The organism is Roseomonas chloroacetimidivorans (assembly GCF_049629625.1).
Classification (GTDB): Bacteria; Pseudomonadota; Alphaproteobacteria; order Acetobacterales; family Acetobacteraceae; genus Roseomonas; species Roseomonas chloroacetimidivorans.
In genome coordinates this window covers 1-11,571 of sequence record NZ_JBNBZS010000122.1, presented here as the reverse complement: position 1 = coordinate 11,571, position 11,571 = coordinate 1, and the positions used below count along the sequence as shown (strand labels likewise).

Annotated in this window: 9 protein-coding genes, 3 pseudogenes and 1 other annotated feature; of the genes and pseudogenes, 6 read left to right on the top strand and 6 right to left on the bottom strand. The window is 67.0% G+C overall.

What is annotated here, in order from left to right:
* The first annotated feature begins 281 nt into the window (after window positions 1-281).
* The 5 genes and pseudogenes from ACO1BU_RS33515 (at window position 282) to ACO1BU_RS33495 (ending at window position 3,627) form a co-directional block, all read left to right on the top strand.
* Entirely contained in the window at window positions 282-1,403 is a 1,122-nt protein-coding gene (locus ACO1BU_RS33515; RefSeq protein ID WP_424140265.1) for an IS5 family transposase, read from the top strand.
* Complete coding sequence (locus ACO1BU_RS33510) at window positions 1,400-1,741, top strand: hypothetical protein (RefSeq protein WP_424140264.1); 342 nt, start codon at window positions 1,400-1,402, stop codon at window positions 1,739-1,741. Before ACO1BU_RS33515 ends, ACO1BU_RS33510 begins: the two co-directional genes overlap by 4 nt.
* 27 nt (window positions 1,742-1,768) lie before the next feature.
* Window positions 1,769-2,878 (top strand): glycosyltransferase, encoded by a 1,110-nt coding sequence (locus ACO1BU_RS33505; RefSeq protein WP_424140263.1) that lies wholly within the window; start codon window positions 1,769-1,771, stop codon window positions 2,876-2,878.
* 214 nt (window positions 2,879-3,092) lie between these two features.
* Window positions 3,093-3,439: pseudogene (locus tag ACO1BU_RS33500) on the top strand (IS110 family transposase); the annotation flags it as partial.
* 56 nt (window positions 3,440-3,495) lie between these two features.
* A complete protein-coding gene (locus ACO1BU_RS33495; RefSeq protein ID WP_424140266.1) occupies window positions 3,496-3,627 on the top strand; it encodes a hypothetical protein in 132 nt (43 codons plus the stop codon).
* Between the two features lie 36 nt (window positions 3,628-3,663).
* Here ACO1BU_RS33495 and ACO1BU_RS33490 read toward each other — a convergent pair.
* The 6 genes and pseudogenes from ACO1BU_RS33490 to ACO1BU_RS33465 form a co-directional block, all read right to left on the bottom strand.
* Window positions 3,664-3,834 (bottom strand): annotated as a pseudogene (locus ACO1BU_RS33490) (IS3 family transposase); the annotation flags it as partial.
* Window positions 3,835-3,962: 128 nt separating this feature from the next.
* Complete coding sequence (locus tag ACO1BU_RS33485) at window positions 3,963-4,067, bottom strand: hypothetical protein (protein WP_424140262.1); 105 nt, start codon at window positions 4,065-4,067, stop codon at window positions 3,963-3,965.
* A 34-nt stretch (window positions 4,068-4,101) separates the two neighbouring features.
* On the bottom strand, window positions 4,102-6,201 hold the full coding sequence (locus ACO1BU_RS33480) for a recombinase family protein (RefSeq protein WP_424140261.1): 2,100 nt from the start codon (window positions 6,199-6,201) through the stop codon (window positions 4,102-4,104).
* A gap of 399 nt (window positions 6,202-6,600) precedes the next feature.
* Window positions 6,601-7,311, bottom strand: coding sequence for an IS21-like element helper ATPase IstB (gene istB, locus ACO1BU_RS33475; protein ID WP_424140260.1), 711 nt, complete (start codon window positions 7,309-7,311; stop codon window positions 6,601-6,603).
* Window positions 7,308-8,840 (bottom strand): IS21 family transposase, encoded by a 1,533-nt coding sequence (istA, locus tag ACO1BU_RS33470; protein ID WP_424140259.1) that lies wholly within the window; start codon window positions 8,838-8,840, stop codon window positions 7,308-7,310. The genes istB and istA overlap by 4 nt, the downstream gene beginning before the upstream one ends.
* A 180-nt stretch (window positions 8,841-9,020) precedes the next feature.
* Window positions 9,021-10,111 (bottom strand): annotated as a pseudogene (locus ACO1BU_RS33465) (IS3 family transposase); the annotation flags it as partial.
* Window positions 9,693-9,827 (bottom strand) — a sequence feature (AL1L pseudoknot). It overlaps the preceding pseudogene by 135 nt.
* Window positions 10,112-10,232: 121 nt before the next feature.
* Here ACO1BU_RS33465 and ACO1BU_RS33460 point away from each other — a divergent pair.
* Window positions 10,233-11,258 (top strand): IS110 family RNA-guided transposase, encoded by a 1,026-nt coding sequence (locus ACO1BU_RS33460; RefSeq protein ID WP_424140258.1) that lies wholly within the window; start codon window positions 10,233-10,235, stop codon window positions 11,256-11,258.
* The last annotated feature ends 313 nt before the right edge of the window (window positions 11,259-11,571 follow it).

Here is an 11,571-nt window from a genome sequence, read left to right as displayed (position 1 = left end):
CGAGACGTCGATCCCGGCATAGTGGGTCATCTCGGTGCCTCCCTCTGCTGAGCCCCGCCTGGGCCTCCTGGAAGAACAACCGGTCATGGCAGCTCGCGCCACCAGCCGACCCGATTACGGTATCTAGTTCTACCTCCCCCATAGCAGCAGTCCCCCAGAAATTGAGACCGGCAGAACTTGGTCCTGACCCAGCGAATTTGTCTAGCAGGTTGCTGAAAAAGTCTCGCGATGTGGTGTTGGTTGTGATTCCCTCGAACATGCTGTGGGGCGGGGTGCTTGTCATGCGGGGTACGGACGAGCGGACGGAGAAGCTGTTCAGCTATGTGAGCTGCGAGGCGCGTGTACCGTTGGAGCACCCGCTGCGGCTGATCCGGGCGGTAGCGGACGAGGCGCTGGAGGCGCTGTCTCCTAAGTTCGAGCGGCTCTATGCGCGGGTGGGCCGTCCCTCGATCGCGCCTGAGAAGCTGTTGCGGGCCTTGCTGCTGCAGGCCTTCTACTCGGTGCGGTCGGAGCGGCAGCTGATGGAGCAGTTGGACTACAACCTGCTGTTCCGCTGGTTCGTCGGACTGTCGATGGACGCGCCGGTCTGGGACGCCTCGACCTTCAGCAAGAACCGCGACCGGCTGCTCGCCGGCGATATGGCGCAGACCTTCCTGGCGGCCCTCGTGGCCCAGCCGCGGGTAGCGGCGCTGATGTCGTCCGAACACTTCTCGGTGGATGGCACGCTGATCCAGGCCTGGGCGAGCCAGAAGTCGTTCCGTCCCAAGGGGGAGGATGGGGTTCCTCCCGCCCCGCCCGCGAGCGGCGGGCGCAATGCCGAGGCCAACTGGCGCGGACAGCCCCGCTCGAACGAGACCCACGCCAGCACCACCGACCCGGACGCGCGCCTTGCCCGCAAGGCGGACGGGCAGTCCTCCCTCCTGGCCTATGCCGGGCACGTGCTCATGGAAAACCGATCCGGGCTCGTTCGCGTGGCATGCCTGACGCATGCCACAGGCACGGCCGAGCGCGACGCCTCGCTCGCCCTCGTAGACCGGCTGCGCCTGACGGTGCGGCGGCGCATCACGCTCGGCGCCGACAAGAACTACGACGCCCGCGCTCATGTCGAAGGCCTGCGAGCCAGGCGCGTCACGCCCCACGTTGCCCGTAACGACCACCGCACCAAGACCGGCAGTCGGCGACGCTCCTCCATCGACGGCCGCACCACGCGCCACCCGGGCTATGGCGTCAGCCAGGTCATCCGCAAGCGCATCGAGGAGGTCTTCGGCTGGATCAAGCAGGGCGCCGGCCTGCGTCACACCCGGCACCGCGGCCTTGCCCGTGTCGGTTGGACCTTCTCCCTCGCGGCTGCCGCCTACAACCTCATCCGCCTGCCGCGGCTCCTGGCCGCAGCCGCTCCATGAAGGCGCAGAACAGCCCTCTTCTCGGGTACTGGCGCATCATCGAAGCAGATCTGTGGGACCAGGAGTACCTTAACCTCGTCGGACCGGCCCACCTGATCATCCGCCATGACGCTCCGGGCGAGATCGCCTTCGGGGCCATGCAGGCCAGCCTCGACGCCGCCTTCGGCATCGACAACACCGACTTCACCTGGATCGGTGCCGACGAAGGAGACGAGGTCCAGGGCTCCGGCTATGCCGAACTCCTCCCCAACGGCTCCCTCCAAATCGAACTCGAGTACCAGGGCGGCGACGAAGCCACCCTCATCGCCGTCCGACAGACTTCTTCAGCAGCCTGCTAGTCTTACTGTGTCACTTAACGCTCCTATATGCTGGGCATGGTGGACGGAGATGCAAGTCGGCTGCGGACGGGCGAGGATCGGTTCGCGGCGTATCTGGACGAGATTGTGTCGGTTTTGGGCCACGCGGGCCGGGTTGAGCCGGCGCGGGCCTACTGCGATGCAGCGTCTGCCGAGAGCTACCTTGATTTGCGAGGCGCGCTCCGGGCTGTAAAGCACTACGTTTCCTTACCGCTTTTCCTGGTTCTACTCACCCCTGCGCCCAACATCATGCGGCCCGCATCCGACGAGAGGGTAATGACAGCGAGCCCCGCGACCCAGCCCGTTTGCAAAATTGAAACTGGCCTGAATAAACTCCGCAAGTGGTATTTCTGCGCAAACGAGCGCGGGCTCAAGCGGGAGTTCCGCTCGGTGCGAGCGGCGGTGGCCTCGGCGCTTCGCTGCACGACACTGGTGCCATGCTGCATCTATGACGGGCAGAATTGCGTGGAACTGGAACGGCTCCAGAAAGCCGGGGTGCGGGTCCTGCGGCACAGCTCGGTGCTTAGCACGGAACTTCGCGCAGCTTATAGCGAGAAGTACGACGTGTTCTGTGGCCACTGGCTTCGCCTGGACCTGCCAATGCTTGAGACGGAGGCGGATCAAGTTCTCTACACGGATATCGATGTGGTGTTCCTGCGCGACCCCCGCAGCTATGCCTTTACGCCGCGCTCCGTGGCAGTGTGCGAGGAAACCCGGCTCGGCGACCGGCGGCATTTCAACAGTGGAGTGATGGTGATGAATTTGCCGGCCCTGCGCGAAAGCCGCCCCGCGCTGCTAAAGGCCGTACGCCAGCGACTGTCGCGGAACTTTCTGTATCCGCCACATGACCAGAAATCGCTAAACGACGCTTTGCTCGGGGAAGCCGAGTGGATGATGCCGGAAATGAACTGGAAGCCTTATTGGGGGCCGAACCCGGATGCGGTAATCGGCCATTTCCATGGGCCGAAGCCGTGGCATATCATGAAAATTCGCGCGGGCCTTGCACAGGAGATGAAGCCGTCGTTTCGGACCCTTCATGATCGCTCGCCAGAGGGTTATGACGCGCTGATTGCGGCCTTCGAAGCTGCGAGTGGCGCAGCTGGGGAGCTTGGCCTTTGAGATGCAATGGCGAGCCCGGATGGCTCCAGACCCGCGGGGCCCGACTTTCACGGTAGGACTCGACCCAAGAGGTCCGTTCGGCTTGGCAGTTCGGCCAGCTATCCGCCTTAAGGATTTCCGACCCGGTGTGTCTGCCTTGTGTAAGACCGTATGTGCGCCTTCTGGGGTTTAGCTCGCCCTATGCTGCACGTGGGTGAACCCGAGAGTTGCCCGCATGGGCGGGCCGATCCTCGACGCAGGGAGAAAAGCCGTGGAGGAGCATAGCGGGATCTTTGTGGGGATTGATGTCGCGAAGGCGAAGCACGCGGTGGCAGTGGCCGAGCCAGGGCGAAGGGAAGAGGTTCGCTACCTTGGCGAGATCGAGGCCAGCGTTGAGGCAGTTCGAAGATTACTAACACGGCTCGCGGCAAAGCACGGGAAGCTGCATGTGTGCCATGAGGCTGGCTCTACCGGCTACGGGCTGTACCGGCAGATCATCGTCCTCGGACACGCGATTGCACGGTGGTTGCGCCGTCGCTGATCCCGCGCAAGGCAGGCGATCGGGTCAAGACCAACCTCCGCCGCTCCACAGTTGATTGAGACACTCCGCAAGCGGACGGTATCCGCCGATGGGGTGCATGACGATGACAGAGCTGACGGATGCCGCGGGTCCCGGCCGGGGTGGCCGGATGTCGCGGCAGCGCAAGCGGGACGCGGTGCTGCGGCTGCTGCGGGGCGAGGACCTGGAGACGGTCTCGCGGGCGCTGTGAACCGCCCCGGATTTACCGGAGGCTGATTGGTTTGGGTTACGCCGCCAGGGCGGGCTTCTCAAGCGCGGCGTAGTAGCGCGCCTCCGCTTCGGCCGGTGGCATGTTGCCGATCGGCTCGAGGAGGCGGTGGTTGTTGAACCAGTCCACCCACTCGAGGGTGGCGTATTCGACCGCCTCCAGGGACCGCCACGGGCCACGGCTGCGTATTCCGGTGATCCTGATCGGCTGTTCCAGCCGAAGGCGATCACCCAATCCGGCGATCATGATCACCTTCCGTGCAATGGGGCTTGGCAGGGGACGGGGCGGAGGAGCAGTGCGGCCGACGGTTGTAGATGTCACTCGCCGGCTTCGTCGGTCAAGGCATCGTTGCTGGCGTGACGCTTGCGCAGGCTGACGCCTTTGAATTCGATCCGGTGGGCACGGTGAATGACGCGGTCCATGATGGCATCGCCGAGTGTCAAATCACCGAGCGCTTCATGATGCCTTCCTTGCTGACTGGCTCGTCCGTCGCACTTGGGCGGCCAGCGGGGTGATCTGATCGTCGGGCAGGTTGATCTGCCAGGGTTGCCCTTTGGTGAGCTGCTGCCCGGTCAGGCGGCCCTTGCGCAGCCATTTGAACACGGTCTGCGGTGTCACGCCGAGGGCGGCGGCTGCGCCCTGCACGGAGTAGCTGCCATCTGGCCAGCGCGGCGGGTTTGCGTCCACGCCATTGATCTTGACCGTGGGAATGCCCCAGCGCTTGCGGCAGACATGGACATTCTCGCCGGCAAACAACGTGCCGTGGGCCGTTCCGATCCCATCCGCGTTCAGCGCCGCCGCGATCTCGCGGTCCATCATACCGGCGGCGTTCAGCTCCCGGATCCGCTGTTCCAGCTCGGCCCTTCGGGCGTAATGCGCATAGCCCTGAACCTTTCGATGCAGCCGGTGCTCGCTGACGGCACCGGTCTGCCAGGTGGTCCGCATCCAGACCACCCCGCGCTCGCATTTCTGGTCGAGTGTTACCTCCCGCACGACGAGCCGTAATATGCGCTTGCGCTCCTCGGCCGTGGCCACCTGCCACACGCTGTGCAGGTCCCGCGCCATGCCGAGGACCTCGGCACATTCGGTATCGGACAGCGCGCCCCTTTGCTCGGTGCGCCACGCCGCATAGGCCTGCTCGACGGCTTCGGACTGACGCAGCCTCTCCTCCCAGACCCGTTCAAGGGAGCGCGCCACGAGGCGGTTCTCCGGCTCCACGGCATCATATTGCCGCCGCGCTCGTTCGGCCTCGTAGCGGGCGCGCTCGCGCTTGAGACCCCACTGATGTTCCAGCGCCCGGGTTTCCGCCTCGATCTCTCCGACGGCGGCAACCGCCATCTCGATCCTGTCCGGCGCCAGGGCCTCCAGCAGCACCCGCTCGAACTCGCTGTCCGTGCCCAGCGCCCGGACCTCCTGGCACCTGGGCTGGCCGGTGAGCCCCTGGTCGGCGCTGCAATGGTACACGGGGTAGTCCCCATGGGGTCCTGAGTAGCGCACCCCCATGCGCCGGCCACACCGGCCGCAGACCGCAATCCCTTGCAGCAAGGCGCAGCCCCGCCGCGCTACGCCGGGCCGCCCACCCGCATGATGGGCGATGTTGCCAGCCAGTCGCGCCTGGTTGGCCATGAACTCCTCCCAGCTGATGTAGCCCGGGTGGGCGTGGCGCAGGCACACCGCCCACTGCTCGATCGGGACCTTGACCGTAGCACTTCGCGCCGTGCCGGCACGACGTCGGGTCGGGTCCTGCCGGCGCTGGCCGTAGACGTAGGTGCCGGCATAGGCGGGGTTGTGCAGGATATGCAGCACCCGGCTGCTGTCGGCCGGGACCCAGGTCACCGCATGCGGCGCCGGGCCGCGGATCGGGCGAACCGGCAGTGACAGGCCGTGCCGCTGCAACTCCCGCATGACTGCCTTGGCGCTCTGCAGCTCGCGGAACTTGTCGAACACGAACTGCAGCCGGGCCTGCACCTCCTCGTCCGGATTAAGGACGATCCCGCCACCCCGCTCCTGGACCAGCCCAGCCGGCAAGGGCAGCCTCAGTTCGCCCCGCGCAGCCTTCTGCCGCTCGCCCTGATGCAGGCGCATGCGGATCTGGTGCAACTCGGCCTCGCTCATGATGCCGGACAGCCCCAGCAGGAGCCTGTCGTGATAGGCGCCCGGATCGTAAAGCCTCTCACCATCATCGATGAACACGCCAAAGATCGAGCACAGCTCCAGCAGCCGGTGCCAGTCATGGTTGTTGCGGGCCAGGCGGGAGGCGTCGAGGCTCAGCACCAGCCCCGCCTTGCCCAGGCCGATTTCGGCAATCAGGCGCTGGAAACCATGCCGTTCCGCGCTGGACGCCCCTGACTTGCCGAGGTCGTCATCGATCACCACGATGCGCTCCCGTGGCCAGCCCAGCGCCGCGGCCCGGTGGGCCAGGCGGTATTGCAGCTCCGTGCTCTCCTGGTGCTGGCGGACCTGAACGGCCGTGGACTGGCGAACATAGATGTAGGCCAGCTTGGCCCGATGCGCCGTGCTGACGCGATCGGCCATGTCATCGGGGGTGGTCAGCATGCTGCACCTCCTGACTGAGGCGTTGCAGCAGCCGGGCGATCGCCTGCGCCAGCTGCCGCTGCGATGGGGCTGGAAGGACCGGCCATGGGCGCGGCGGCCGCATCTGGCGCGGGGGCGCCGGGGTTGGAGGTACGGGATCGCGGGGGCGGGGCGGCATGGACGATCTCCGGGCTGGAGGCAGTCACCAAACCGCGGATGTGGCGTGCCAGGGGCAGCAGCATGCGAGCCGATACCCAAGGCACCGGCGGCTCCGTCGATGCCGGGCGTTCAAGGTCCGTCGCAGCACGCCGGATCAGGCGCCGGCGGCCATCGGGTAAGGCAATGGCCAGGAACCTGGGGCCGCGGCCGCAGGTCAGGGACAGAACTGCCAGGCGCTGACCGGCCAAAGGATGGCCGGGGTCAGTGACCATCACCGCAGTGATCAGCCGGTCCGCCACTGTGGCAGTTGGAGGTGCTGGGTTCGCCCACGACGTCGTGCCAGCGGTTTGGGGGCACCTGGCTGGTGATGAGCAGGGAGCCACGGTCGTAGCGGTCGTCAACGATCTCGAGCAGGTCTCGGCGCTGCTCGGCGCTCAGCGGCTCCGGGCCCCAGTCATCGATGATGAGCAGGCGGGTGCACTCGATCGCCGCCAGCATCTTGGGCAGCCGCCCCTCGCCCCGGGCGGTTGCCAGATCGGCGAACAGCCGCGGGGCACGCTTGTAGAGGACGGAGTAGCCCTCCCGGCAGGCCTTATGGCCGAGCGCGCAGGCCAGCCACGATTTGCCGACCCCGGTTGGGCCCGTGATCACCACATGGCTGTGCTCGCGGATCCAGCCGCAACCGGCCAGGCGGAGGAACATCGCCCGGTCCAGGCCGCGCGGGGTGCGGAAATCCGTGTCCTCGATCACCGCCGCCTGGCGCAGCCGGGCCTCACGCAGCCTGCGGATGAGGCGGCTGTTCTCCCGGCTGGTCGCCTCGCGGTCGACCAGCAGGCCCAGCCAGTCCTCGCGGGAGAGCCCCGCCGCCTCGGGGGCGCCGAGGAGTTCGGTGAAAGCCTGGGCCATGGCGCTCAGGCCGAGCCCGCGCAGGCGCTCGGCCGTGGGATGGATCAGCGTCGGATCGCCTTTCAATGGTAGTAGCCCGGGCCACGGATGTTCTCGTGCAGCAGCATGGCCGGCTCGTCCGGCATGACCCGCCGCTCCTGGCGGTTGTTGAGGATGGCCGCGACCGAGCTGTTGGAGCGCGTCCCCAAGGCGAGTGCCCGGGCGCAGGCGGCGTCGACCCGCTCGGCACCGTGGCGTTTCACCAGGCCGAGGATGCCGATGCAGGAGCGGAACCCCTGCTCGGGATGCGGCCTGGAGCGCAGGATGACCTCCACCAGCGCCGCCGTGTCGTGCCCGACGGCACCCGCCTCGCGATGGATGCGCTCATGGCTCCACTCCCGGTACCGGCGATGGAAGCTGGGCATATGCTCGGCCAGGGTGCTGGGCTGATGGCGGCGGATGCTGCGGAGATGGCTGGCCACCCGCTGGCCGCGGTGAAAGATCTCCACCGTCGCGGTGGTGGTCCGCGCCTCCACCTCCTGGCGCACCAGGGAGTGCGGCACCGAGTAGAAGTGCCGCTCGACCTCCACATGGTAGTCGAGCCCCACCCGGCAGCGTTTCCAGGCCGCATATTCATAGGCGACGTCCGGCAAGGGCTGCAGCGCCGGCCGGTCCAGTTCCTCGAACAGGGCGCGCCGTGTCGTGCCCAGGGCGCGCATCGGCCGCTCGTTGAGCCGCGTCACCAGCGCCTGGATCGCCCCATTGAGCTCGGCCAGGGAGAAAAACCTCTGGTTCCGCAGCCGGGCCAGGATCCATCGCTGCACGACCTGCACGCGGACCTCGGCCTTGGCCTTGTCGCGCGGCTTGTAGGGCCGCGCCGGCAGCACGGCCGTGCCGTAATGCGCCGCCATCTCGGCATAGGTCCGGTTCACCGCCGGCTCGTGGAAGCAGGCCCGGCTGATCCCGGCGCGCAGGTTGTCGCTCACCAGCTGCCGCGCGACACCACCGAAATGCGCGAAAGTCCGCACACGGCAATCGATCCAGTCCGGCAGCGCCTGGCTCCAGACCGCACAGGCGAAGGTGTAGCTCGACGCCCCCAGCACGGCGACGAAGATCTCCGCCCGCCGTTCCTCCCCGCTCGCCCCCTCCAGCACCGCCATGGGGCTGCCGGCGAAATCGACGAAGATCCGCTCGCCGGCCGGATGGATCTGCCGCAGCGTCGGTTTCAGCCGACCCGTCCAGGACCGGTACAGGTCGCAGAACCAGGAATAGCCGAACCCATCCGGCGCTCCCGCCCGGTATTCCTCCCATAGGAGCGACAGCGTCACGTTCGGGCGCCGCAGCTCCCGGTGCACCCAGGCCCAGTCGGGCTGCGGCCGGTCCTCGACCGCGGCGCCGCTGGGGGCGGGAAACAGCAGCGCCTCCAGCCCCGCGTCACTCAGCCCCTCGGGCAACGGCCAGGCCAGCCCGGCGCTGCGGGCCCGCCTCAGATAGGCGTGCACCACCCCCTGGCTCAGCCCGAGGCTGCGAGCCATCACCCGCTGGGACAGGCCCTGGCCCCAGCCAAGCCGTAGAACATCTCGGATCTTGCGCATCGGCACTCTCTCGCCTGGCATCCCGCCCCCCTGCTCAGCACAGGGGCGAAACTACCGCTGGTTGAGACTTGCCGGCCGCGCCACTCCTCTGACCCGTCCCCAATTCCAGTGATCACGATCACCGGAATCACCGATCAGCATCCACCGGATCCACTGATCACAATCAAACGGAATCGCTGATCACGATCCACCGGATTACGCACCACGGCGCCGGATCACCTCGGTCTTGAACAGCTCGATAACGGTCTCGGCGAGGGCGTTGTCATAGCTGTCACCGACGCTGCCGACCGAGGGCTCGATCCCGGCCTCGAGCAGCCTTTCCGTGTGCCGAATGCTGACGTATTGCCCGCCCCTATCGCTATGATGGGTCAGGCCGCCCTTCGCTGGACGGCGGTCATGCAGGGCTTGCTCCAGGGCATCGAGGACGAACCCCGTCTGGGCTGTGCGCGAGACCCGCCAACCGACGATACGGCGGGCGAAGACGTCGATGACGAAGGCCGCGTACACAAAGCCCTGCCAGGTCGCCACACAGGTAAAATCGGACACCCACAGGGCATTCGGATGCGGCGCCCGGAAGTGCCGGTTCACCTTGTCCGCCGGGCAGGGCAGAGCCTTGTCGGCGATCGTGGTCCTGACCTCCTTGCCGCGGACGACGCCGCGCAGCCCCATCCGCCGCATCAGGCGTTCCACCATGCAGCGGGCCACCGTGATGCCCTCCCGGTCGAGCTGCCGCCAGACCTTGCGAGCGCCGTAGACCTCGAAGTTGGCCGCATGCACCCGTCGGATGCCCTCCATGAGTAGCAGGTCCTGTCGAACACGAGGCGAGGCCCTCATCGGATTGACACGTCGGGCGACGTGGACGTGGTAGGTCGACGGGGCGATCGGCAGCACCCTGCAGATCGGCCTTGATCCGCTTTGCGGCTCAAGCCCGTAGACCTCGCGGTGATCGTCGATGAAGGCGATCATGGCTTCGAGCGGCGGTCGAGCTCCGCCACCGCGAAATAGGCCGACGCCTTGCGCAGGATATCATTGGCCTGACGCAGTTCGCGGACCTCGCGTTCCAAAGCCCTGATCCGCTCCCCCTCCGCACTCGTCGCGCCCGGCCGCAGCCCCTGGTCGCGCTCGGCCTGCCTCACCCAGCCGCGCAGCGTCTCGCTCGTGCAGCCAATTTTGGCCGCGATCGAGCCGATCGCCGCCCACTGCGAGGCGTGGTCGCCTCCATGGTCCAGCACCATCCGGACCGCCCGCTGCCGGACCTCAGGCGAATACCGGTTCGAGGTCTTCTTCGTCATGGCTCCATCCTCTCAAGAGTTGGAGCCTCCAGGGAACCCGATGGAGTAGATGCCCCCACCCGGCGGTATCGCAATGTGCCAGACCGTCCTCGCCAAGAGGTCAGCACACAGGGAGGCTTCCATGAGCGTCGTACGCATCACCGGTATCGACCTGGCCAAGCGGTATTTCCAGCTCCACGGCGCCAGCGCCGACGGCTCGGTGGTGTTCCGCAAGAAGCTGCCGCGTGACCGGCTGCTGCCTTCCCTGGCTGAGCAAGCGTCGGCCATTATCGCCATGGAGGCGCGCGCCAGCGCCCATCACTGGGGGCGCCAGATCAGCGCGCTTGGGCACGAGGTAAGGCTGCTGCCGCCGATCTATGTCAAACCCTTCGTCAAGCGACAGAAGAACGACGCTGCCGATGCCGAGGCCATTGCGGAGGCGGCGTCGCGCCCGACCATGCGCTTCGTGTCCGTGAAGACAGCGGAACAGCAGGCAGACGCCACGGTCTTCCGGGCCCGTGACCTCTGGGTCCGTCAGCGCACCCAGACCGTCAACGCCCTACGCGGCCATCTTGCCGAGTTCGGTATTGTCGCGCCGGCGGGCCACGCCCGGGTCGACAGACTGGCTGCGGCAGTCAACGACACGACGACGGCCATCCCTGACATGGCCAGGGAGCTGGCCCGCATGATGCTGACCCAGATCGAGGAACAGACCGCACGCATCGACACGTTGGAGATGGAGATCCGGGCGCGAGCACCCAAGGACACCGAGGTGGCCAGGCTGATGACGATCCCTGGCGTCGGCGCGATCAGCGCCATGGCGGTGAGGGCCTTCTGCCCCGACATGCGCCAGTTCCGCAGCGGGCGCGACTTCGCCGCCTGGACGGGCCTGACGCCGAAGCAGCACTCCACCGGCGGCAAGGCGCGGCTGGGCAGCATTTCGAGAATGGGCCAGCGCGACATCCGACGCCTGTTGATCGTCGGCGCCTCGGCGGTCGTGTGCTGGGCGGCCCGCAAGGGAGCGCCGGCGGGCTCCTGGTTAGCGGGGATGATGGCGCGAAAGCCACGCATGCTGGTGGTTGTCGCACTCGCCAACAAGATGGCGCGGACGATCTGGGCGCTGACAGTCCGTGGCGAGGTCTACCAGAATTCGCCCCTGGCGGCCTGATCAGCCGCCAGGGCCGGTGGCCCGGGGAGTGCAGGCAGGGGCGAGAGAAGGTAAGGGCAGCAGTCGAAGAGACGGGATCGCATAAACCTGTACCGCCCCGAGCGCTTCGAGCGCGCGAACCCGATAGGGACGCGATGCGCACATCTCCATACAGGCCAGCGGCACGGAGTGATCCCCTTGTGAGGCCGGCCCCAGCTATGGACGGCCCCACCACCACGTGGGTCATCTTGGCATCCTAGCAGCACGGTCGCCTGCAGTCAGCTATCCGGTCTTGTCTAGACCCTGATGGTTTCCGCGAAACGGCGCCCAATCA

Excerpts from the sequence above, each read along its gene's own strand:
- ACO1BU_RS33515 (WP_424140265.1), top strand. The coding sequence starts at position 282 with ATGCGGGGTACGGACGAGCGGACGGAGAAGCTGTTCAGCTATGTGAGC.
- ACO1BU_RS33510 (WP_424140264.1), top strand. The coding sequence starts at position 1,400 with ATGAAGGCGCAGAACAGCCCTCTTCTCGGGTACTGGCGCATCATCGAA.
- ACO1BU_RS33505 (WP_424140263.1), top strand. The coding sequence starts at position 1,769 with ATGCTGGGCATGGTGGACGGAGATGCAAGTCGGCTGCGGACGGGCGAG.
- ACO1BU_RS33495 (WP_424140266.1), top strand. The coding sequence starts at position 3,496 with ATGACGATGACAGAGCTGACGGATGCCGCGGGTCCCGGCCGGGGTGGC.
- ACO1BU_RS33485 (WP_424140262.1), bottom strand. The coding sequence starts at position 4,067 with ATGGACCGCGTCATTCACCGTGCCCACCGGATCGAATTCAAAGGCGTC.
- ACO1BU_RS33480 (WP_424140261.1), bottom strand. The coding sequence starts at position 6,201 with ATGCTGACCACCCCCGATGACATGGCCGATCGCGTCAGCACGGCGCAT.
- istA (WP_424140259.1), bottom strand. The coding sequence starts at position 8,840 with ATGCCAGGCGAGAGAGTGCCGATGCGCAAGATCCGAGATGTTCTACGG.
- ACO1BU_RS33460 (WP_424140258.1), top strand. The coding sequence starts at position 10,233 with ATGAGCGTCGTACGCATCACCGGTATCGACCTGGCCAAGCGGTATTTC.